This is a genomic window from Polaromonas sp. P1_F2 (assembly GCF_056405735.1).
This window is the reverse complement of record NZ_JBFUBN010000011.1, coordinates 137449-159102: the sequence shown is the minus strand read 5'-3', so window position 1 is coordinate 159102 and position 21654 is coordinate 137449. Positions and strand designations below refer to the sequence as shown.

General features: G+C 64.7%; 27 protein-coding genes. 12 read left to right on the top strand and 15 right to left on the bottom strand.

Annotated elements, in window-relative coordinates:
• Positions 1-3 precede the first annotated feature (3 nt).
• Positions 4-1452: an aminotransferase-like domain-containing protein gene (locus AC1D0O_RS20240; RefSeq protein ID WP_477655278.1), complete on the bottom strand. Its 1449-nt coding sequence runs from the start codon at positions 1450-1452 to the stop codon at positions 4-6.
• 107 nt (positions 1453-1559) lie between these two features.
• Here AC1D0O_RS20240 and AC1D0O_RS20235 point away from each other — a divergent pair, with 107 nt between their 5' ends.
• The 5 genes from AC1D0O_RS20235 to AC1D0O_RS20215 all read left to right on the top strand — a co-directional run bounded on the left by AC1D0O_RS20235 (position 1560) and on the right by AC1D0O_RS20215 (position 5575).
• On the top strand, positions 1560-2351 hold the full coding sequence (locus tag AC1D0O_RS20235) for a c-type cytochrome (RefSeq protein ID WP_477655277.1): 792 nt from the start codon (positions 1560-1562) through the stop codon (positions 2349-2351).
• Positions 2348-3634, top strand: coding sequence for a c-type cytochrome (locus AC1D0O_RS20230; protein WP_477655276.1), 1287 nt, complete (start codon positions 2348-2350; stop codon positions 3632-3634). Before AC1D0O_RS20235 ends, AC1D0O_RS20230 begins: the two co-directional genes overlap by 4 nt.
• Before the next feature lie 145 nt (positions 3635-3779).
• Positions 3780-4472 carry a hypothetical protein gene (locus AC1D0O_RS20225; RefSeq protein WP_477655275.1) on the top strand — a complete coding sequence of 231 codons (693 nt, stop codon included), beginning with the start codon at positions 3780-3782 and terminating at the stop codon, positions 4470-4472.
• Positions 4473-4559: 87 nt separating this feature from the next.
• Positions 4560-5144 carry a DUF4166 domain-containing protein gene (locus AC1D0O_RS20220; protein WP_477655274.1) on the top strand — a complete coding sequence of 195 codons (585 nt, stop codon included), beginning with the start codon at positions 4560-4562 and terminating at the stop codon, positions 5142-5144.
• The gene (locus AC1D0O_RS20215; protein ID WP_477655273.1) at positions 5141-5575 is read left to right on the top strand and encodes a hypothetical protein; all 435 of its coding nucleotides are present in this window, start codon (positions 5141-5143) and stop codon (positions 5573-5575) included. Before AC1D0O_RS20220 ends, AC1D0O_RS20215 begins: the two co-directional genes overlap by 4 nt.
• 159 nt (positions 5576-5734) lie before the next feature.
• On the opposite strand, the gene AC1D0O_RS20210 is transcribed toward AC1D0O_RS20215, so the two are convergent.
• Entirely contained in the window at positions 5735-6967 is a 1233-nt protein-coding gene (locus AC1D0O_RS20210) for an MFS transporter (protein WP_477655272.1), read from the bottom strand.
• Between the two features lie 128 nt (positions 6968-7095).
• Between AC1D0O_RS20210 and AC1D0O_RS20205 the strand changes: the two genes are divergently transcribed.
• The 3 genes from AC1D0O_RS20205 to AC1D0O_RS20195 are packed head-to-tail and all read left to right on the top strand — an operon-like array spanning position 7096 to position 8934.
• Positions 7096-8418 carry an NAD(P)/FAD-dependent oxidoreductase gene (locus tag AC1D0O_RS20205; protein WP_477655271.1) on the top strand — a complete coding sequence of 441 codons (1323 nt, stop codon included), beginning with the start codon at positions 7096-7098 and terminating at the stop codon, positions 8416-8418.
• A 39-nt stretch (positions 8419-8457) separates the two neighbouring features.
• The gene (locus AC1D0O_RS20200) at positions 8458-8601 is read left to right on the top strand and encodes a hypothetical protein (protein WP_164483755.1); all 144 of its coding nucleotides are present in this window, start codon (positions 8458-8460) and stop codon (positions 8599-8601) included.
• 6 nt (positions 8602-8607) lie between these two features.
• On the top strand, positions 8608-8934 hold the full coding sequence (locus tag AC1D0O_RS20195; protein ID WP_477655291.1) for a VF530 family protein: 327 nt from the start codon (positions 8608-8610) through the stop codon (positions 8932-8934).
• Positions 8935-8953: 19 nt separating this feature from the next.
• Here the strand turns inward: AC1D0O_RS20195 and atpE are convergent, their stop codons facing one another.
• A complete protein-coding gene (gene atpE / locus AC1D0O_RS20190; protein WP_436153757.1) occupies positions 8954-9190 on the bottom strand; it encodes a F0F1 ATP synthase subunit C in 237 nt (78 codons plus the stop codon).
• A 41-nt stretch (positions 9191-9231) separates the two neighbouring features.
• Between atpE and AC1D0O_RS20185 the strand changes: the two genes are divergently transcribed.
• On the top strand, positions 9232-9930 hold the full coding sequence (locus AC1D0O_RS20185) for a pseudouridine synthase (protein ID WP_477655270.1): 699 nt from the start codon (positions 9232-9234) through the stop codon (positions 9928-9930).
• A gap of 51 nt (positions 9931-9981) precedes the next feature.
• Positions 9982-10743, top strand: a complete 762-nt coding sequence (locus AC1D0O_RS20180; protein WP_477655269.1) for an SDR family NAD(P)-dependent oxidoreductase — start codon at positions 9982-9984, stop codon at positions 10741-10743.
• On the opposite strand, the gene ppk2 is transcribed toward AC1D0O_RS20180, so the two are convergent.
• The 10 genes from ppk2 to AC1D0O_RS20130 form a co-directional block, all read right to left on the bottom strand.
• Entirely contained in the window at positions 10740-11642 is a 903-nt protein-coding gene (gene ppk2 / locus AC1D0O_RS20175) for a polyphosphate kinase 2 (RefSeq protein ID WP_477655290.1), read from the bottom strand. The two genes, AC1D0O_RS20180 and ppk2, sit on opposite strands and share 4 nt — an antisense overlap.
• A 110-nt stretch (positions 11643-11752) precedes the next feature.
• Positions 11753-11992, bottom strand: coding sequence for an HP1242/YdcH family protein (locus AC1D0O_RS20170; RefSeq protein ID WP_436153754.1), 240 nt, complete (start codon positions 11990-11992; stop codon positions 11753-11755).
• 58 nt (positions 11993-12050) lie between these two features.
• Positions 12051-12488, bottom strand: a complete 438-nt coding sequence (locus AC1D0O_RS20165; RefSeq protein WP_477655268.1) for a universal stress protein — start codon at positions 12486-12488, stop codon at positions 12051-12053.
• Between the two features lie 176 nt (positions 12489-12664).
• Positions 12665-13639 carry a Bug family tripartite tricarboxylate transporter substrate binding protein gene (locus AC1D0O_RS20160; RefSeq protein WP_477655267.1) on the bottom strand — a complete coding sequence of 325 codons (975 nt, stop codon included), beginning with the start codon at positions 13637-13639 and terminating at the stop codon, positions 12665-12667.
• Positions 13640-13684: 45 nt separating this feature from the next.
• The gene (locus tag AC1D0O_RS20155; RefSeq protein ID WP_477655266.1) at positions 13685-14401 is read right to left on the bottom strand and encodes a class II aldolase/adducin family protein; all 717 of its coding nucleotides are present in this window, start codon (positions 14399-14401) and stop codon (positions 13685-13687) included.
• A gap of 156 nt (positions 14402-14557) precedes the next feature.
• Positions 14558-14839 carry a DUF427 domain-containing protein gene (locus AC1D0O_RS20150; RefSeq protein ID WP_477655265.1) on the bottom strand — a complete coding sequence of 94 codons (282 nt, stop codon included), beginning with the start codon at positions 14837-14839 and terminating at the stop codon, positions 14558-14560.
• A gap of 187 nt (positions 14840-15026) precedes the next feature.
• On the bottom strand, positions 15027-15452 hold the full coding sequence (locus AC1D0O_RS20145; RefSeq protein ID WP_477655264.1) for a hypothetical protein: 426 nt from the start codon (positions 15450-15452) through the stop codon (positions 15027-15029).
• A gap of 219 nt (positions 15453-15671) precedes the next feature.
• Positions 15672-16328 carry a glycine zipper 2TM domain-containing protein gene (locus tag AC1D0O_RS20140; RefSeq protein ID WP_477655263.1) on the bottom strand — a complete coding sequence of 219 codons (657 nt, stop codon included), beginning with the start codon at positions 16326-16328 and terminating at the stop codon, positions 15672-15674.
• Between the two features lie 166 nt (positions 16329-16494).
• Entirely contained in the window at positions 16495-17049 is a 555-nt protein-coding gene (locus tag AC1D0O_RS20135) for a cupin domain-containing protein (protein ID WP_477655262.1), read from the bottom strand.
• A gap of 28 nt (positions 17050-17077) precedes the next feature.
• The gene (locus tag AC1D0O_RS20130) at positions 17078-18181 is read right to left on the bottom strand and encodes a DUF2855 family protein (protein WP_477655261.1); all 1104 of its coding nucleotides are present in this window, start codon (positions 18179-18181) and stop codon (positions 17078-17080) included.
• 47 nt (positions 18182-18228) lie between these two features.
• Here AC1D0O_RS20130 and AC1D0O_RS20125 point away from each other — a divergent pair, with 47 nt between their 5' ends.
• Entirely contained in the window at positions 18229-18876 is a 648-nt protein-coding gene (locus AC1D0O_RS20125; RefSeq protein WP_477655260.1) for a TetR/AcrR family transcriptional regulator, read from the top strand.
• Between the two features lie 3 nt (positions 18877-18879).
• Here the strand turns inward: AC1D0O_RS20125 and AC1D0O_RS20120 are convergent, their stop codons facing one another.
• The gene (locus tag AC1D0O_RS20120; protein ID WP_477655259.1) at positions 18880-19923 is read right to left on the bottom strand and encodes a methionine synthase; all 1044 of its coding nucleotides are present in this window, start codon (positions 19921-19923) and stop codon (positions 18880-18882) included.
• Between the two features lie 46 nt (positions 19924-19969).
• Positions 19970-20968 (bottom strand): LLM class flavin-dependent oxidoreductase, encoded by a 999-nt coding sequence (locus AC1D0O_RS20115; protein ID WP_477655289.1) that lies wholly within the window; start codon positions 20966-20968, stop codon positions 19970-19972.
• 128 nt (positions 20969-21096) lie between these two features.
• On the opposite strand from AC1D0O_RS20115, the gene AC1D0O_RS20110 reads away from it, so the two are divergent.
• Positions 21097-21654: a YaeQ family protein gene (locus tag AC1D0O_RS20110; protein ID WP_411884314.1), complete on the top strand. Its 558-nt coding sequence runs from the start codon at positions 21097-21099 to the stop codon at positions 21652-21654.

The window sequence follows — 21654 nt, the reverse complement described above, 5'->3', positions numbered from 1 at the left end:
CGCTCAGCGCGCGGCGTAGGGAATTTGCCGGTGCGCGAGCGCGCCCAAAGTCTGCATCGCTGCCTCAAAACGCTCGCTCCACGGATGCCCGTAATTGAGCCGCAGGCAGTGCCGGAAATTGCGGCGCGCTGAAAACACCGGCCCCGGCGCAACGCCTATGCCCTGCTCCAGCGCCGCCTGGTGCAGGGCCAGCGCGTCAAAGCCCTCGGCGAACTCCACCCACACAAAATAACCGCCCGCGGGACGCGATACGCGCACGTCCGGCGGGAAATGGCGGGCAATGGCGGCCAGCAGGCTGGAGAGCTGCGACTCCATCGCATGCCGCAGCTTGCGCAAATGCTTATCGTAGCCGCCGTGCTGCAGGTAGTCGGCGATCGCCAGCTGCGCGGGCAGGCTGGCCGACAGCGTGGTCATGAGCCTGAGCCGCTCTATCTGCTGGCCGAAGCGCCCGGGCGACACCCAGCCCACGCGGTAGCCGGGCGCCAGCGTCTTGCTGAAAGAGCTGCAGTGCATCACCAGGCCCTTGCGGTCAAAGGCCTTGGCGGGCAGGTAGCCGCGGTGGCCGAAGTAGAGCTCGGCATACACATCGTCTTCGATCAGCGGGATGTCGCGGGCGGCGAGCAGCGCAACCAGCGCTTTCTTTTTTTCCAGCGACAGGCTGGCGCCCGTGGGATTCTGGAAAGACGTCATGAACCAGCAGGCCTTGACCGGGTGGCGCTGCAGCGCGTCGGCCAGCGCCGCAAGGTCCAGGCCGTCCTGCGGGTGCACCGGGATTTCCAGTGCCTTCATCTTGAGCCGCTCCAGCGCCTGCAGGCTGGCATAAAAACCGGGCGACTCGACCGCAACCAGGTCGCCGGGCTGGGCCACGGCCGTCAGGCACAGGTTGAGCGCCTCCAGCGCGCCGTGCGTGACGATGAGTTCGTCGGCCGGCTGCGCCAACCCCAAGCCAAGGTAGCGCAGCGCGATCTGCCGGCGCAGGCCCTCGTCGCCGCGCGGCAGGCTGGCCACGGTATCCGGCCCCTGGATAGAACGCGAGCTGCGGGCCAGCGACTTGCCCAGCCGCTGCAACGGGAACAGCGCCGGCGCCGGGAAAGCCGAGCCCAGGGGGACGATGGCCGGGTCCTGCGCCGCACCCAGCACGGCGAACACCAGTTCGCTGACGTCCGGCCGCGGCGCCACCCGGGCCGCCTTGCCGGCCCTGCCATCGGCCGCGCCGCGCGCCGGCGCCGCCAGTTGCTGCATGGCCGAGGCCGTGACGTAATAACCCGAGCGCGGCTGCGCACGTACCAGGCCTTTTTCTTCCAGCCGGTAATAGGCCTTGAAGGCGGTGGAGGCGCTCAGGCCGTGCTGCGCCGTGATCGTGCGTATCGACGGCAGGCGTGTGCCGGGCGCCAGGCGCCCGCCGCGGATGTCGGCGGCCAGCAGTTCGACCAGTTGTTCGTAGCGTTTCATGAAGGGGCCATCTGATATTGCAATTTTCCGCTGTTTTTCATCTGATATGCTTTTTTCGACGGCAACTGATGCTTACGCGGACCGCTCATGTGCGGCATGATGGCCGCATGGAACAGACCTGTTTTGGACGCTTTTTGCTGCGCCCCCTACGCCGCCTACGCCTGCTGGCGCTGCCCGCCGCCCTGGCCTGGGCGGCGGCCGGCCCCGCGGCGGCGGCGCCACCTCCCTTTGAAGACAGCATCGCCCAGCGCGCCATGGCCTGCACCGCCTGCCACGGGTCGCAGGGCCGCGCCGCGCCCGACGGCTATTACCCGCGCCTGGCCGGAAAGCCGGCGGGTTATCTCTACAACCAGTTGCTCAACTTTCGCGACGGGCGCCGCCACTACGGCCTCATGACGCAACTGATTGAACCGCTCAGCGACGCCTACCTGATGGAAATCGCCACCTATTTCTCGCAGCTGGAGCTGCCCTACCCGGCCCCCCTGCCCGCCGCCGCCGCGCCCGAGGTGCTGCGCCACGGCCGGCAGCTTGTGCTCGAAGGCGACGCCGCGCGCCGGCTGCCGGCCTGCGTGCAATGCCACGGCCAGGCCATGACCGGCGTGGCGCCCGGCATTCCCGGCCTGCTGGGCCTGCCGCGCGACTACCTCAACGCGCAACTGGGCGCCTGGAAGGCCGGCACGCGCCGCGCGCACGCGCCCGACTGCATGAAGGAGGTGGTGGCTCGCCTCACCCTGGAAGACATCAACGCCGTGGCCAGCTGGGCGGCCGCGCAACCCCTGCCCGCCAGCACCAAGCCGGCTACCAGCCTGCCGGCATTGCCGCCCGGCGCGACCGTCATTACCTGCGGCAGTGCATCCCCGCCTGCTGCATCTGCGCCTCCCGCAAAGGCGCAAAAATGAAAAAACTCTTCAAAACCGTGCTGGCCCTGGTGGTCCTGGCCGTCGGCGCCGGCGCGCTGGTCTGGGCCCTCAATGTGCGCGACGAGATCGACGTGAAGGCGCCGGTGGCCAACGCCGCGCCCAGCGACGACCTGATCGCGCGCGGCGCCTACCTGGCGCGGGCCGGCAACTGCCAGACCTGCCACACCGCGCCGGGCGGACAGGCCTATGCGGGCGGGCGCGGCATCGCCACGCCCTTCGGCACGGTCTTCACCTCCAACCTCACGCCTGATGACAAGACCGGCCTGGGCACCTGGTCGTCGGCCCATTTCTGGCGCGCCATGCACAACGGCCGCTCCAAGAACGGCCGGCTGCTGTACCCCGCCTTTCCCTACACCAGCTACACCCAGGTCACACGCGAGGACTCGGACGCGCTGTTCGCCTACCTGGGCAGCCTGCCCCCCGCGGTGGCGCCCAACCTGCCGCACGCGCTGCGCTTTCCCTACCAGTCGCAGGCGGCGCTGGCGGTGTGGCGCGCGCTCTTCTTCAGCCCCGGCGTCTACGAGGCCGACGCCGCGCGCGGCGCCGAGTGGAACCGCGGCGCCTACCTGGTCAAGGGCCTGGGCCACTGCGCGGCCTGCCACACCGCGCGCAACGCGCTGGGCGCCAGCGACCAGGGCCTGGACCTGGCAGGCGGCCTGATCCCGATGCAGAACTGGTATGCGCCCTCGCTGGCCTCGCCCTATGAGGCGGGCGTCGGCGACTGGGACAAACAGCACATCGTGAGCCTGCTGAGGAACGGCGTCTCGCCGCGCGCTTCGGTCACCGGTCCCATGGCCGAAGTCGTGCAGCGCAGCACCCAGTATTTGAGCGACGCCGACCTGGGCGCGATGGCGCAGTTCCTGAAAGAGCTGCCCGCCTCGCACACCGCGCCACCGGAGCCGGCCGCCATCAGGACCGGAGGTGAGTCGGTGGAACGCGCCGCCAAACTCTATGAGCAACACTGCTCGCAATGCCACGGCGCCAAAGGCGAAGGCATCGCCAACGCCTACCCGGCACTGGCCGGCAACCGCGCCGTGACCATGAGCCAGGCCGTCAACCTCGTGCAGATCGTTCTCAACGGCGGCTACGCGCCCGCCACCGCGGGCAACCCGCGGCCCTTCGGCATGCCGCCTTTTGTACTGGTGCTCAATGACGCCGACATGGCGCTGGTGCTCACGCACATCCGGCAGTCCTGGGGCAACCGGGCCAGCGAGATCACGCCGCTGGAAGTGAACCGGATACGGGCGAGTACGGGGCGCTAGGCGGGCGTGCCGGCCGTCATGTGAACGCAACAGAGGCCGCTGACATACCAGCGCCCGTCCATTTTGAGGAGGCAGTCTGCAGGCTGCACACCTAGAATCACTTGCGAACGTTTTATTGAACCGACAAAGTTGACAAAGGCCGGACATGGACAGCAAGTCTTTTAACAACAGCCGCCGGGCGATGTCGCAGGTCTGGCAATATCCATTGCGCCTAGTTCAAATGCACACCGCATCCGTTTGCCTGCTGCTGGTCACGGCCCTGGCGTGCACCGGGGTTGCTTCGAACCCCGCAGAGAACGCGAAGTCCGTCCCACAGGACGTTCGCCAATTTGTTGCCGACTTTTACCCTTTTTCTGAAATTGTTGGAGCGGAGGCCGGAGACCTCAACGGTGATGGCGTTGACGAACATGTGCTTCTCTTGAATGCCGATGAAAACATGCAACGGCTGCTCATCGTCGGCACAAAACCCAATGGCGGTATTGAGCCTGTTTCCGTGTCCAAGCCTATCTCTCACTGCCACCATGGCCGCGAGATCTGGATACAAAAGAAATCGCTGTATGTGCATTGCTTCCACAGCGTGGACCGGTCAATGTCTTCGAACTGGACCTACCAGTTTGCCGTGCGCGATGGCCGAATAAGGTTGATCGGTTCGGAGTCGTGGTGGGCGGCAACGTCGGACGACCCGGCCAATCCCGAACATTCGACCAGCACGAACTACCTGACGGGCAATGTCATCGAGAGCAAGACAGTCAAAAGGCGGGTTGTGCTTCAGAAGAAGTCGCTGCTACCCACGGCCGAGCGTAAACCCCAATTTTTTGACGAGATGCACATTCAGTGATTCATAGGCCGGGAACTCGCCCAGAGTGAACCGACTCGGCCGCAGGCCTGACCCACCCACATCAATCATCAGGAATAGAAAGAACACATGCCGGCAGTGGTCGAAGCCTGGTTTGGTGATGCATTCACGCAACTGCACCCGTTGCTACAGGAACTTCATCGGTCTGGAGGCACGCTCTCGGGCACAGTCGACGTTCGCCTGGGCACGGGGCTGGCGGGTTGGGCAGGGCGGCGGTTCGCACGGCAACTGGGCGTTCCGCCTCACGATGGGAGCGCTTCAATGAGCGTCTCCATTTACAGCACCGAAGCCGGGCTTCACTGGGATCGCACTTTCAATGAGACCTCCGTGTTCGCCTCAACCTTCACGCCGACAGGCCGCTATCCGTCGGGTTACTGGTGGGAATCATCAGGCCTGTTTCGCCTCAAGCTGGCGGTTTCCATCGTCGACAGAGGCTGGGTCTGGCGGCCCATTGGAGGCCGGCTGTGGGGTATTGCATTCCCCGTTTGGCTGCTGCCCCGTACGGTCGCGTCGAAGGGCATCGACAATGGGCGGTATCAGTTCAAGGTCGAGGTCGACCTGCCCTTGCTCGGCACCGTGCTCTCCTACAGCGGAAAGCTAGCGCCCCAGCCCCTCTCAAACCAAACTCTAGTTGTCACAGAAAAACCGTCATGAAAATCAATTCACTCGCCGCATTTGTGATGGGCATCGCCCTGTCGTCCGGTGCATCGTCACAAGAGTTCACCCGCACAAAGCTGCCGGAGCAACATCCGCTTGTTGGCACCTGGCGAATAGAACTGCCACAGCTCAAGTGCTTTGAGGAATACGAAATTCGCCCTGACGGGACCAAGTCGTCTGTGTCGAGCGCAGAGCGCAACGAATCCGAGTTCGCGATCTCGCCGGCGCCAGGCGCGACAGGCCTCTACAAGTGGACGGACAAGATCACCAAAACCAACGGCAAACCCGATTGCTCGGGAGCCATCGCCAAGCGAGGCCATGTGGCGGTGAACTATGTCCGGCTTCAGCCCAACGGACAGAAATTCCTTCTTTGCCAGGCAGAAGACATGAAGTCCTGCTTTGCCGAGGTTCTGCGCAAAGCTAAATAACCCCCCGTCCAGGCTCACTTCGTGTAGCCCGTTCCCCCTCCAGGGGGTGGTGCCTGCGGCCCGGCAAAGCCGGTTCCGCGGCACCCGCTGGTGAAATGCACACCCACTGGTACGGCACTGAACTCTCAAATCCAGCTGAGCCTCGCGACCCTGGGGTTACTAACTGACCATCTTGTCGCGCCGCGACAGCGACGGGAACATCCTGAACCACGCCGCGGCCACCAGCAAGGTACCCACACCGCCAGCCACCACGGAGCCCACAGGTCCCAGCAGCGCAGCAGTGGCACCCGACTCGAACTCGCCGAGCTGGTTGGAAGCACCTATGAACACCGAGTTGACGGCGCTGACGCGGCCGCGCATCTCGTTGGGCGTCTCGATCTGCACCAGGGTCTGGCGCACCACCACGCTGACCATGTCGGCTCCGCCTGAAACGGCGAGCACCAGCAGCGACAACACAAAGCTGGTCGACAGGCCGAACACCACCATGCAGACGCCATAGAGCGCCACCGCCGACAGCATGGTCGGCCCGACGCGGCGCTCCAGCGGCCAGCGCGTGAGCAAAGCGGACATCAGCAAGGCACCCGCGGCCGGCGCGCCGCGCAGCAGGCCCAGGCCCCAGGGCCCGACGTGCAGGATGTCTTTGGCGAACATGGGTAGCAGCGCCGTGGCGCCGCCCAGCAGCACGGCAAACAGGTCCAGCGACACGGCGCCCAGCAAGGCCTTGCGCTGCCAGACGAATTCCACGCCGGCCAGCAGCGTGCGCAAGGTCACCGGTTCGCGCGGCGGCGGTGCATGGTCGTAGCGCAGCACCGCGATCAGCACACAACCGGTGGCAAAAAGAAAAGCGCAGGTGGCGTAAACCGCCGTGGCGCCGGCCACAAAAATCACGCCGCCCAAGGCCGGCCCGCCAATGACCGCCGCCTGCATGCCGGCCGAGCTGAAGGCCATGGCACGCGGCAGCATGGCGGGCGGCACCAGCACCGGGGTGAGCGCCTGCTGCGCCGGCATCTGGAAGGCGCGGGCCACGCCCAGCAACACCGACACCGCGAGCAGCAGTTCGCGCGAAACCCAGCTGTGATGGGCGCCCCAGCCCTGCGTGGCGGACACCAGGATCATCGCCACCGTGGCCTGCGTGACCAGGCAGCCCGCGATGATGCGGCCGCGGTGAACGCGGTCGGCCACATGCCCGGCCACCAGCGTCAGCAGCAGCGCCGGCATGAACTGGTAGAGGCCCACCAGGCCCAGGTCCCAGGCGCTGCCGGTCAGCTCGTACATCTGCCAGCCCACCGCCACCATCAGCATCTGGTTGCCCGTGGTGCCGAAAATCCGCGCGAACCACATGCGCATATAGGCGCGCTGGCGGGTCAGTTCCTTGAAAGTGTGTGTCGGCATGCGGGCGTGAAGCTTAACAGCGCCATGTCAACGCGGCGCCTCTGGGGGTATTGGCGCGGACGACTCATGAGGGCGCATCGCCCGACAGTTAACATGGAGGCAAAACTACAGCAAACCCCAGGAGTTTTATGCACCGCATCGTCATCGTTGGAGGAGGCGCCGGAGGGCTGGCGCTGGCTACGCAGCTGGGCAAGCGCCTGGGCAAAAAAGGCCTGGCCGAGATCACCCTGGTGGACGCCGCCCGCACCCATGTCTGGAAACCGCTGCTGCACCAGCTGGCCGCCGGCAGCTATGACACGCATGCCGAAGAAATCGAATACCTGGCGCAGGCCCGCTGGAACCACTTCAAGTTCCGCCTGGGCAGCCTGACCGGCGTGGACCGCCAGAACAAGACTGTTCAGTTGGCCGCCAGCCACGACGAGGCCGGACGAGAGATCACGCCGGCCCAGCAGTTGGGCTACGACACTCTGGTGGTCGCCGTGGGCAGCCAGACCAACGATTTCGGCACGCCGGGCGCGGCCGAGCACACCATCAAGCTGGACAGCCCGCAGGCGGCCAAGCGCTTTAACGACAGGCTGATCAACGCCTGCATACGCGCGCAGACGGTGCCGCGCATGGCCGGCAGCGGGCGCCTGACAGTGGCCATCGTGGGCGGCGGCGCCACCGGTGTGGAGCTGGCCGCAGAGCTGCACGCCGCGGCGCGCGTGTTGGCCAACTACGGCTTCGACCACATCCACCCCGAAAAAGACCTGCAGATCGTATTGGTGGAGGCCGCGCCACGCCTGTTGGCCCAGTTGCCCGAGCGTCTCAGCGAATCGGCCATGCGCGAGCTGCGCAAACTGGCCATCGAGGTGCACACCAATGAAAAAGTGGTCGAAGTCACCGCCGACGGCCTGAAGATGGCCAGCGGCAAGGTGGTCTCCTCCAGCATCACGGTGTGGGCCGCCGGCGTGAAGGCGGCGGACTTCCTGCGCACCCTGGGCGGCACGCCCGAAGGCGGCGAGGCGCTGGAGACCAGCAAGCTCAACCAGCTGGTGGTCAACGGCAACCTGCAGACCACGCGCGACGCGAGCATCTACGCCTTTGGCGACTGCGCCGCCTGCCAGCAGCCCGACGGCACCTGGGTGCCGCCGCGCGCGCAGGCCGCCTACCAGCAGGCCATGTACCTGGCGCGTTCGTTGTCCGACCTGATCGCCGGCAAGCCGGTCGCGCCTTTTGTGTTCAAGGACCAGGGTTCGCTGGTCTCGCTGTCCGAATATTCCTCGGTCGGCAGCCTGATGGGCAGCCTCACCAAGGGCAGCTTCTTCATCGAGGGCCAGTTGGCCAAGATCATGTACTGGGCCCTGCACAAGCAGCACCAGCTGGCGCTGGGCGGCTTCAAGAAAACCGCGCTGATCACCTTGTCTGAAATGCTGGACCGGACCTATCGCCCGCGCATCAAGTTGCACTGATAATCAGGCATCCCCTTTATCAATCCACCGGAGAAAACCATGGCAAAAGGACAGCAGAACAACAACAAGATGGTCAAGAAACCCAAGAAGGACACCTCGCCGCCCAAGACGGTGTCGCCCGACGCGGTGCGCCCGACCATCGTGACCCAGGTGCCGCTGCGCGGCAAGCTGAAGAACAAATAAGCCTTGATGGCCGGCACTGGCGACTCGCCTGCAAACCTGCCCGTGGACATCCCGGCTGCTGCTCCAGCACAGCCGGGCAACCCCTTGCACGGCGTCAAGCTGGAGGCGATCGTGACCGCGCTGTCAGACCACTACGGCTGGGAGGAGCTGGGGCAGCGCATCAATATCCGCTGCTTCACCAGCGAACCCAGCGTGGCGTCCAGCCTGAAGTTTTTGCGCAAGACACCCTGGGCGCGCGAGAAGGTCGAAAGCCTTTACCTCTTCATGCTGCGGGAGGTCAAACGCAGCAGCCCGCCGGTTCACAATTTTCCGCCGCCCAAGCCAAAGGCCTGACCCCGCTCCAAAGAGCTGCTCAAAGCGGGTTGGCGAACAAGAGCATCATGGCGATACCAACACCGATCAGGAAGTTGGCGTCAATCAGCCCGGCCAGCAAAAACATCTTGACCTGCAGCGGCTCCATCAGTTCGGGCTGGCGCACTGCCCCCTCCAGGAAGCGCCCGCCCATCGCGCCTATGCCCAGGCAGGCGCCTATGGCACCCAGGCCTATGATCAATCCACATGCAATGGCAATGGCACCTGCGTCAGTCATGATTTTTCTCCTTGGTTAAAAACTTTGTCGATGACTGAATCATGAAGGCCGGCCCGTTGCAGAACAATGACCTGGCAGGTAATGGCGCCGCGGCCACCGGTTTCGGGCTGCTTCATGCCGATGACAGCTTGCTGGTGCTGGACAAGCCCGCAGGCCTGCTTGCGGTGCCCGGGCGCGGCGAAGGCAAGCAGGACTGCCTGAGCGCGCGTGTGCAGGCGATTTACCCCGATGCGCTGGTCGTGCACCGGTTGGACCAGGCCACCTCGGGCCTGATGCTGATGGCGCGCGGAGCGGCCATGCAGCGCGCGCTGAGCCGGGCTTTTGAAAACCGCGAAGTCGGCAAGCGCTATGTGGCTATGGTGGAGGGTCGCCTGCCCTCGCCGACCGATGCGCAGGTCTGGGGCCTCATCGACCTGCCCATCATCGTGGACTGGCCACGCCGCCCGCTGCGCATCATCGACGCCGAACGCGGCAAACCGAGCCAGACCCGCTGGCGCGTGCTGGCCTTCGACGCGGCCACCAACACCACGCGCGTGGAGCTCGAACCGGTCACCGGCCGATCGCACCAGCTGCGTGTACACCTGCAGGCGCTGGGCCACCCCATCCTGGGCGATACCCTGTATGCCCCTGCCGAAGTGCAGTCCAAGGCGCCGCGCCTGCTGCTGCATGCCGCGGCGCTGCAGTTCACGCATCCGGCCAGCAGCCTGGCCTTGTCGTTTGAAAGCAGTCCCGGCTTTTAGGGCTCAGCGGCGGCGCAAGCGGCCCGGGCGTCCCGGCGCTAACATCGAGCCATGAAACACCTCACCCTCCTCACAGGCGCCTCGCGCGGCATGGGCCTTTCCATGGCGCGCCAGCTGCTCAGCGCCGGCCACACGGTGCTTTGCATCTCCCGCACTTCGGTGCCCGATCTCGACGCGCATGCCAGGCATGTAGGCGCCACGGTGCTGCAGTGGGAGCATGACCTGGCCGACAGCGGCTCCCTCAACGGCAAGCTGGAAAGCTGGCTCAAGGATTCGCAGGCTGAAGGCCCCTGGGCCAGTGCCACCCTGATCAACAACGCGGGAGTGATCCCGCAGATCGCCCCCTTGAGTGATATCGACGCCGGCGACCTGGCCCGCGCGCTGCGCGTCGGGCTGGAGGCGCCCATGCAGGTCACCGCCGCCTTCCTGCGCGCCACCGGCGACTGGAAAGCGCCGCGCAAAGTCCTCAATATTTCATCGGGCCTCGGACGCAGGGCCATGGCCTCTCAGGCCGCCTACTGTGCCGCCAAGGCCGGCATGGACCATTTCACGCGCAGCCTGGCATTGGAGGAGGCCCTGAAGCCGCATGGCGCCAAGGTCTGCTCACTCGCGCCGGGCGTGATAGACACCGGCATGCAGGAGCAACTGCGCGCGGCGCCGGCCGAGGCATTTCCCGACCGGGCCTCGTTTGTGGGCCTGAAGACGGGCGGCTCGTTGACCTCGCCAGACGATGCGGCGGCGCGCATCATTGCCTTCCTCGACCGCCCCGACTTCGGCACCAACCCGGTGGCCGACGTCAGGGACCCGGCTTAGTAAATCTCAGGCACCACGATGTCCTGTGGAACCGGATTGCGCACGTAGTCCTCGTGGCGCACGCGATCCGGCAGCACGATGGCCGGGTGTTCGGTTTCCTGGTAGGGCATCTGCTGCAGCAGGTGGTGTATGCAATTGAGGCGCGCCTTCTTCTTGTCGACGGCCTGCACCACCCACCACGGGGCTTCGGGAATATGGGTGCGCTCCAGCATGATTTCCTTGGCCTTGGTGTATTCCTCCCAGCGCCGGCGCGATTCGAGGTCCATGGGGCTGAGCTTCCATTGCTTGAGCGGGTCGTGGATACGGCCCAGGAAACGCAGGTGCTGCTCTTCGTCGGAGATGGAGAACCAGTACTTGATCAGCTGTATGCCTGAGCGGCCCAGCATTTTTTCAAATTCAGGCACGGTACGGAAAAATTCCTCGTACTGCTCGTCGGTGCAAAAGCCCATGACGCGCTCCACGCCGGCGCGGTTGTACCAGCTGCGGTCGAACAGCACGATCTCGCCGGCCGCCGGCAGGTGCGACACGTAGCGCTGGAAGTACCACTGCGTGCGTTCGCGGTCATTGGGGGCCGGCAACGCCGCCACACGGCAGACGCGCGGGTTGAGCCGCTGGGTGATGCGTTTGATGACGCCGCCCTTGCCGGCGGCGTCGCGGCCTTCAAACAGGATGACGACCTTGTGGCCGGTGGCGACCACCCAGTCCTGAAGCTTCACCAGCTCGGCCTGCAGGCGGAACAGCTCGCGGAAATACTGGCGGCGGTATTCCTTGTCCTTGGCCAGTTCCTGCGGGCTGCGGCTTTTGTCCTCGCCTATCAGTTCGGCCACCGTGCGGTCTTCGATTTCCATCTCCAGCTCTTCGTCGAAGCTGTCGATCAGGTCATTGCGGATACGCCGCATCAGGTCTTCGTCACTTGAATTCAAGGGTTTCTCCCAAAAACCGAAAGCCGGTCGCACCCCAGCGTACCGGACCTCCATGGCAGTTTGATGAAAAAGCCCGGCGGATCGGGTCAGGATTTTTTGAGTATTTCGTAGATCTCGTCCTTGACCTTGAGCCGCCTTTTCTTGAGGTCTTCCAGCCCCTCGTCGGTGATGGCGCCCACGCCCTGCTCGTAGCGCGTGATGGCGTGGTTGTCGCTGTCGTACTGGGTGAAGAGGCTGGCAAAGTGCGGGTCGGACACCTTGAGGCTGCGCATTTTCTGCAGGTATTCCGGAAACTCGTGTGCCAGGTCGTGATTCAGCAAGTCCATTGGGAAGCTCCTTGTATGGCCGGTGATCGCCGGGGGAATCTCTCGGGGAAGGGTCAGCTTAGTCCCTGACCACCAGCACCGGCAAGTGGGCATGTGAGAGCACCTGGGCGGTGACGCTGCCCAGCACCAGCTTTTCAAGCCCGCGCCGGCCGTGCGAGCCCATCACGATGAGGTCGGCGCCGACCGTTTCGGCGGTGTCCAGGATGCCGCGGTAAACCGCATGGCCTTCAACGATGGAACCGGTCACGGCGATGCCCACGCCGTCAAAAGCCTGCTTGGCGGCCTTGATGGCCTCGTTGGCCTCGGCGGTGGCCGCGCTCAGGTACTCGGCCTGGCCGTAGGCGAAGTCGGTGCCGACTCCGGTGAAGGCATAAGGGTCTATGACGTAGATGACCGTCACCTCGGTCTTGAACGCCTGCGCGACGGCCAGCGCATTGCCTATGGCCTTTTGCGAGGTTGCCGAGCCATCCACGGGAACCAGAATGTGCTTGTACATGATGCGCTCCTTGAAAACCCTGGACAGATTCTCAGGCACCAGCCCCTCCCGGGTCAATGCCGGCCCCGGCCGGCCCGCGGAAGGAGCGGCCTTGCATCATTTATAGATCAGGGCGCCCCGGGGGCGCCGTCAGACAAGACGCCGAAAACGGCGGCCTTGCCTGTTTCGGCTTTTGCTTACTCAGCCTTGATGTTGGCTGATTTCGCCAACTGCGCGTAGCGCGCGAGGTCGGCCTTGATGAGCTTGGACAGTGCGGCGCCATTGCCGGACAGCGGCTCGACACCGGCGCCCGAAAGGTTTTCTTTCACGGCGGGTTCGGCCAGCACTTTTTGCACGTCGGCATAGATTTTGGCCACCACTTCAGGCTTCATCTTGGCCGGGCCCATGAGCGCGTACCAGATGGAGAAATCCAGCGGCTTAAGGCCCTGCTCTTCAAACGTCGGCACCTGCGGCATCAGCTGGTAGCGCACGGCGGTCGACACGCCGATGGCGTTGAGCTTGCCGGTCTTGAGGTGGGGCGCGGCGAGGTTGGCGCTCAGGATGGCCAGTTGCACCTGGCCCCCCACCACGTCGGTGAGCGCCGGGGCACAGCCCTTGTAGCCCACGTTGGTGGCGGCGACGCCGGACTTCTGCTTGACCAGCTCCATCACGAAATGCTGGGGCGTGCCGACACCGCAGGAGCCGTAGTTCAGCGCCGTCGGGTTGGCCTTGGAATAGGCGATCAGTTCCTGGAGGCTCTTGATATTGGTGCTCTGGTGCGACACCAGCGCGATCGGCGTGAGGCCCAGCAGCATGATGGGCGTCAGGTCTTTTTCCGGGTCGTAGTTGAGCTTGCCGTTGACGGCCGGGTTGACCACCATGGTGCTGTTCTGCAGCAGCAGCGTGTAACCGTCCGGCGGTGCATGCACCACGGCCTCGGTGCCGATGTTGCCCGAGGCGCCGGCGCGGTTGTCCACCGCGACGCCCTGGCCCCAGATGGCCTGCAGGCGCGCGCCTATCTGGCGCGCCAGGATGTCGGAGCCGCCGCCCGTGCCATACGGCACGATGACGCGCACGGCGCGCGAGGGGTAGTCCTGCGCCAGCGCGGAGGTCGCGCCCAGGCAGCTCAGGGACATCACGGCGGCCAGCGCCAGCAGTCTGGGGAATTTCATGGTTTGCCTTTTCGCTTTCGTGTGGTGTTGCGAGTGGTGAAGAAATTACTCAACGGCCCCGATCGCCCGGCTCCACAACTCCCAGGGCCGCATGACCTGGCCCTCGTTGGTGTTCATGGCTTTGTCGGCTTCTTCGGGCGTCAGGAATTCGATGGGGCCCAGCGCGCTGGCGGTGAGTTGCAGCTTGGCGTTTTCCTCGGCGTACACGGCGCGGTAGACCGCGCGTTCCAGCGAGGGTGCCACCACGGTGGAGCCGTGGCCGCGCATCAGCACGCAGGTGTGCTGGCCCAGCGCCTTGGCCAGGTCCTTGCCGAGGCCCATGTCGCGGATCAGCAGGTCGGTGTTGCCGTTGGATTCGCGGATTTCATACAGCGACGAGCCGCTGCCCAGGAAACCGCTCATGTGGAAGATGGGGCGCAGGCGCTGGCCGGTCACGCCGAAGGGAATCACGCTGGGCGAATGGCTGTGCACCACGGCCATGACATCGGGCCGCGCGCGGTAGATCTCGCCGTGGATGAAACGCTCGAGGTAGGAACGCAGCGTCGACTCGCCCACCAGGTCGCCGTTCAGGTCGTAGGTCAGGATGTCGGCTTTTTTGACCAGGCCGGGCGCCCGGTTGCAGGACAGCAGGAAATGGTCGGGTGACTTGTCATGGCGCACGCTCACATGGCCGAAGCCGTCCACCACACCCTGGGCATAGAGGATGCGGTTGGCCATCACGAGTTTTTCGACGAGTGCGGGATCGGGTGCGGGAAGCGTCATGGAGTCTCCTTATTAACAACGATCGGGAGGACGTTTTTAATAAGTATACATATTACATTCGGAGTTTTCCAGGCAAATGGCGGAAAACAAAGGGTAAACCCGTCCTCTTCAATGAATCGCCGACCCGCGGCTTGTGGCCGCGCCAGCGCTCCCGTATCAAGGCTCGATCTTGACGCCCTTCCAGAAGGCAATGTGGCCCTTGATGTTGTCGGCCTCGGGCTTGGGATCGGGGTAGTACCAGGCGGCGTCGGTGTTCATTTCGCCGTTGACCAGCAGCGAGTAATAACTGGCCTGCCCTTTCCAGGAGCACATGGTGTGATGGTTGCTGAAGGTGACGTAGTCGCGGTTGAGCGAACTCTCGGGGAAGTAGTGGTTGCCTTCCACCACCACGGTCTCGTCGCTTTGCGCAATCACTGCGCCGTTCCAGATGGCTTTCATGGGGATTTCTTTCTGCGGATGCTGATAGCGGTGAACAGGGGCCAATGCTACGCCCCCGGCAGGAGGCCCTGCGGACCAGGGGTTTATTCTCGCCGCCCGCGCGCAATCCGGCTGGAAGGCGGCCAAAAAAATGCCGGTGACGGGCACCGGCATTTACGCGGGGGAGCAGGCGTGAAGGGCCCGGCCGTCAGTCGTGGCCCTTGCCGTGCTTCTCACCACGGCCGTGGTCATCGCCGTGTCCCTTGTGCTTGTGCTTCTTGTGCTTGCCGCGCTCGTAGTCCTCATCGCCCTGGACTTTCACGAAGTACACCGGCTGGCCACAGGCGTTGTACTTTGCGCAATGCTTGGACCATTTTTTGGCATGGCCGGGAGGCACGTGCAGGTACATCGGCGGCTGCTGCACCACCACCGCCGGGCGTTGGATGATGACAGGCTGCGCATAGACCAGCGGCGGGGGCGGCGCGTTGCCGATTTCAATGCGGCCGTAAACACCGGGCGACAGCGCGCCTTCGACGGTGGCAGTGGCATAAGGGCCAGCGGCCATGGCCGCGCCGCCCGACAGAGTCAGGGCCGCGAAAAAACCGGCCAGCAGAAATGGTTTGGGTGCTTTCATGGGGTGTCTTCTTTCTTTTCTAGGAGCAGTTCGTGCGCGACGATGCTCTTTCATCAAGCAGGGGCCGCGGAACCGGCTTGCCGAGCCACAGGCGCAGCGCTCCGAGGGAACCCCCTCTTCACCAGCAGGGGCCGCGGGACTGGCTTTGCCAGACCGCAGGCGCAGCGCCCCCCCGGGGGGCAGAGAGCTACACGAAGTGAGCGAACGTGGGGGCTCTATTTAGGCCAGGCGGAGATTCTTGCCCTCGACGATCACCTTGGCACCCACGGCCACGGCGCTGGACAGTTCCATGTTGCGCACCGTGCCGTCGTCCATGCGCACGCGCACTTCATAGACGGTGACCTTCTTCATGTTCTTTTCGATCTGGTTGCCGGCAAAGGCGCCGCCGGCGACACCCAGGACGGTCATGGCGGTCTTGCCGTTGCCGCCGCCTACCTGGTTGCCCAGCAGGCCACCGACAACGCCGCCAGCGACGGTGCCCAGGCCAATGGTGGTGTTGCCGACATCCACGCCATTGACCTTGCCCTGGCGCTGCACCGGCGTCACGGCTTCGACCGTGCCGCAGGCTGCGCAGACATTGGCGCGCGGTTGGGCTTGCGCCACCACGGTCGGGGTGGTGTGCGGCTTGGCGGCTTGCGGTTTGGGCGTGTCCGCCAGTTTGGCGACCTTGGCGGGTTCATTGGCGGGGGCGTAATCCGATACACCCGGCTGCGCGTCGGAGCGGTTGACGACCAGCGCGGCGGCCAGCGCCATGACGGTCACGCCGAGCACCGCGATGATGGCGACAAGAGCCTTGCTGTGCTGCAGGCGCTGGGCAAAACCCGGCTGGCCCGGTTGGGAAGCGGGGGCATTAACGACTTGGTTGTTGGTATCCATGATGGACTCCTTCTGTGTGAGCCCCAGTTGTAACCAAGCCGTTTGATACATCCTGTAGGACGAGGTGACATTCGTAAGGAAAGCTTTCCGCGTCTTGCCAAAACCGTGCAATTTTCCGCATATCAACGCGGCTTTATGGCTGCCTCACCAGCGCTTGACCGGCGCTTTACACGCCGCCATGGGGGTGTGTCGGGTCCACCCAGAGCACGGTATCGGGTTTTTCGACCGGTTCGATGTCGAGGTTGACGGCCACCGCTTCGCCGTCGCTGCGGCACAGCACGCACTCCAGCACCTCGGTCGGGCTGGCGTTGATTTCCTGGTGCGGCACATAGGGCGGCACATAAATGAAATCGCCCGGCCCCGCCTCGGCGGTGAACTCCAGGCGCTCGCCCCAGCGCATGCGGGCTTTTCCGCGAATCACATAGATCACGCTTTCCAGGTGACCGTGGTGGTGGGCGCCGGTCTTGGCGTCAGCATGGATGGTGACGGTGCCGGCCCACAGTTTTTGCGCGCCTACCCGGGCAAAGTTGATCGCGGCGCGCCTGTCCATGCCCGGTGTCTGCGCGGTGTTGCCGTCGAGCTGGTTGCCCGCAATCACACGCACGCCGTCATGTTTCCACGGCGGGTCGGCCTGGCCCTGGGCATGGGGATGGGTGTGCCCGGGGCCGTGGGAGTGGTCGTGGTCGTGCGGGTGATGCGGAAGCGTGGGGTCGTTGCTCATGCCGCCAGCGTACACCAGCCGCGCGCATTCAGTCCAGGACCACCACATGCCCTTGCTGCGGGTCCATGCGCCCGCCGTGCATGTCCTCAATCAAGGCTTGCGCCGCTTCAAAACCATGATGCTCACGCAGTTGCATCCAGGGCCGGTCCGCATCGCTGACGCGGCGGATAAACGCCAGCTGCGCCTCGTTAAAACGCTGGTTGACCACGGCATGGCCCCAGTCGGCGTTGCGCTTTCGGATCTGCACCGGCGCGAAATAAAACTTCGGTTCCGGCCCCGGCATGTCCAGCGGTCGCAGGAACTGCGTGTTCTGCGCCGAACCCGCATAGCAGTCATAGACCAGCGATTCGCCGAAATGCGTGTGCACCGCGATGCGCAGGCTCTCGTCGCCCGAAAAATCCACATACAGCGTGGGCGTGCCGCGGTCCAGCTTCGGCAACTCTTCATAACTCGCCACTTCGCCGTAACAGCCCAAGGCTTCGACAAAGCCCTTGTTGCGCGCCGAGGTCAGCGCGATCCGCTTGATCTGCGGAAAGGCCCTCAGGCAAAAAGCCGTGCCATAGCCGGTCTTGCTCGAAGCGCTGGAGAACACGAGCTGTTCCGCGCCAAAAAATGCGTTGTCCTGCAAAAAATCCGCCAGCATGAACGACGTGATGAACAGCGGGCGCACCAGCATCTGGTAGTTCTCGTCTTCCGGACGGTAAGCCGCGTCGGCGCTGCAGCGCATGTACTGGTTGTAGGCCGAAGTCAGGGTTTTGCGGTGCGCGGCGCCATCGTAAAAGCCGCGCTCCGTCACACGCTCGGGTCGCACACGCAAGTGGCTGGCGATGGGGAAGTAGCCGTAAAAGCGCTCACCCACCTCTACACCCGGCACGCTGGAGCTTTCCACGTCAGCAAAGCCCCACACCGGCATATGGCCCCAGTCCGCCTCGCCGGTCGGGAAAAAATCCCAGTACTGCATTGCGTCGCCAAAGGCCGCGTAAGTGATGTTGTTGGTGGTGACGGCCACGCGCCGGATTTTCAGGACGGCCTCGCCCGGCGTGTCGCCTGCGGGATGCTGCTGGTCCACCCGCGTGTGATTCAATGCATTTTTGCGCGTGAGCAGCCGCGTCAGCAGGGCCGGATTGTTCATGGTGTCTTCTTTCCTTCTTTGGCAAATTGATCGGTCAGTGACAACCAATGTATAGCCGCCAACCGCCTCCCGGGTTCGGAAAACCACCGGCCGCCAAGCCCCTCAAACGCCCCACGCAAGCCAGGGCGGTGTTCACCGTGCAGGCGATTTACGACGCCTTTGTTCGGATTTGGCGGCGGGACGGATGGGACGGCGTAAGCACGCGCGCGGTGGCGCTGGAAACCGGCGTGGCTATCGGCACCCTGTATGACTATTTCCCCAACAAGGCCGCGCTGCTGTCGGGTTATGTGCGGCATTGCATGGAGCAGTTGCTGCTGGCGATTGAACAGCAGGCGGTCACGCCGCCCGGGCTCACGGCCGAGCAGCGGCTGCGCACGCTGGTGCGCCTGGCCTGCGGCGCCGACACACCCGAGCTGCCCTGGTTTGACGCCGGCATGCTGGCGCTCGAAACCGGCATTGCCGAGGGCAAGCACCACAGGCGCGTGCACGAGGAATTGCTGGCCGCGTGGACGAGGGTGTTCGATGCCTGCACCGACCTGCCGCGGCGGCCTTCGCCCGAAACCATCCAGGCTATGCACCTGGCGGTGTGGGGCGGGCGCCGTTACGGCTTGCTGATCGGTCTCAGCGAGGCCGAAAGCCTTGAATGGGCACGCCAGATGGAACGGTTGTGCCTGGCCCTGCTCAATGCCGAATAAGGCTTACTTGTAGCGCTCGCGTGCCAGCGCCGCGCCCTGCGCCAGCGCCTGCAGTTTCTTGAGCGCCACTTCCCGGTCCATGGGCGCCAGGCCGCAGTTGGTGCAAGGCAGCAAACGGTTCTTGGGCACGTACTGCAGCGCCTTGCCTATGGTGTCGGCCACCTGTTCTGGAGTTTCAATCTCGTCGCTGGCCACGTCGATCACGCCGACCATCACGTCCTTGCCGTCGAGCAGCGCCATCAGGTGCGGCGGCACGTGCGAGTGGTAGCACTCCAGGCTCACCTGCCGGATGGTGCTTTTGGCCAGCGCCGGAAACACGGTTTCGTATTGGCGCCATTCCTCGCCCAGCGAGGCCTTCCAGTCGGTGTTGGCCTTGATGCCGTAGCCGTAGCAGATGTGCACGGCCGTCGTGCAGGTGAGGTCTTGCGCCGCGCGCTCCAGTGCCTTCACGCCCCAGTCGGCGGCTTCCTTCATGTAGACGTTGAAGGCCGGCTCGTCGAACTGGATGATGTCCACGCCATCGGCCTGCAGGGCCAGCGCTTCCTGGTTCAGCAGCTCGGCAAAAGCCATGGCCATCTTGACCTTGTCGCCGTAGAACTGGTCAGCCACGGTGTCGACGATGGTCATGGGCCCGGGCAGGGTGAACTTGATTTTTTTATCGGTGTGCGCGCGCAGCAAGCGCGCTTCGGCCGCATGCACGCGCCCCTTGAGCTTGAGCGCGGCCACCACCTGCGGCACCATGGCGTCGTAGCGGTTGTTGCGTATGCCCATCTTGACCTTGTGCTCGAAGTCGATGCCTTCGATCTGCTCGAGAAAGCCGTGCACAAAATGCTGGCGCGACTGCTCGCCGTCGCCGATCACGTCCAGGCCCGCGTCTTCTTGCGCCTTGATCCACAACAAGGTGGCGTCGGCCTTGGCCTGCTTGAGTTCATCGCCTTCGGCCTTCCATTGCGGCCAGAGCTTGTTGGTTTCGGAGAGCCAGGCGGGTTTGGGCAGGCTGCCGGCGATGGTGGCGCTGAAAAGCGGCCGTGCGGAAGGCGTTGTCATGGGATTCTTTCCTTGTCTCAATCATTGTGGGTCGCCGCCCGGGGTCTCAGAAAAACTCGCGGGCCAGCAGTTCGTAAGAGCGGCGGCGGGCGGCGGGGTCGTGCGCCCAGGTGATCACCACCAGCTCTTCAACCTCCAGTGTATTAGCCAAGGCCCGCAATTTGGCGGCGACCTGCGGGCCGCTGCCGACCAGCGCATTCGCCCTGAGTCTGTCGACCTCTGGCTGCTCGGCCGGTGTGTAGGGCCGCAACGCCACCTCTTCGGGCGAAGGCAGGGCCGCCAGCGCGCCGCGGTTGCGGTCTATCTTCCAGCGCTCGCGGCCTGAAAAATGGTGCCAGGCCTCCGCCTCGGTGTCGGCCGCCAGCGCCCAGACGCAGAGCACGGCTTGCTGCGTGGGGTGGCGCGGGCTGGGGCGGTAATTGGCGCGGTAGAGCTCCAGCGCCTGTTCGGCACCCTGCCCGTCGGTGATGAAGTAAGCGAACGCATAAGGCAGGCCGTAGTGGGCGGCCAGCTGTGCGCCGTAATCGGAGCTGCCGAGCATCCACATCTCGGGTGTGCTCGGCCCCATGGGGTTGGCCGTCACGCCGCGGCCCGGGTGGCCTTCAGGCAAATCAATACCAGCCAGCCAGGCCTGCAGCTCGCGCACCTGGATGGGAAAGTTCTCGGCCGACTGGCGCGGGTCGCTGCTGAGCAGCCGCGCCGTGCGCATGTCCGATCCCGGCGCGCGGCCCACGCCCAAGTCGATGCGGCCCGGCGCAATCGCTTCCAGCACGCGGAACTGCTCGGCCACCTTGAGCGCCGCGTAGTGCGGCAGCATGACGCCGGCGCTGCCCACGCGGATGCGACTGGTCGTGGCGGCAATCGCGGCCATCAGCACCTCGGGCGCCGAGCCCACGATGCTCGGGTGGCTGTGGTGTTCGCTGACCCAGAAGCGGCGGTAGCCCAGCGCTTCGCAGTGGCGCGCCAGCTGCAGGGTTTCACGGATGGAGGCGTCTTCCGTGCGGCCGGTGACGGCGACGGACTGGTCTAGGACGGAGAGGCTAATCATGGTCGGGCCACTATAGCCAGCAGCGATAAACCGCGCTTGGCGGGGGTTTCGCCGGCGGCACTGCGGGCTCTGTTCCAATAGAGGGTTAGTTCCCGTCCAGACCCGAGATAAAGAAGTACATCCTTATGGCACTCAAAGCCACTATCTATAAAGCTCAGTTAGCCCTGTCCGACATGGATCGCAACATCTACGCCGACCACAGCGTGACGATTGCGCGCCACCCCTCGGAAGCCGACGAGCGCATGATGATCCGCCTGCTGGCCTTCGCGCTCAATGTGCCGGCCGATGACAAGAAAGGCAACCTCGAATTCGCCAAGGATTTGTGGGACGTGGACGAAGCCGCGCTCTGGCACAAGGACTACACCGAGCAGATCCTGCACTGGATCGACGTCGGCCAGCCCGACGACAAGCGCCTCATGAAAGCCGCCGGCCGCGCAGAGCGCGTCAGCGTCTACAGCTTCGCCAGCAGCACGCCGGTCTGGTGGAAAAACATCGAGACCAAACTCACACGCGCTTCCAACCTGGTCGTCTGGCAAATCGATGCGGCCGAAAGCCAGGCGCTGGCCAAGCTCGCAGAGCGCAGCATGCAGCTGCAGGTGACGGTGCAGGACGGCACGGTGTGGATGAGCACCGCGCTCGGATCGGTGGAGATCACGCCGCGGCGGCTGACGGCCGGCGAATAG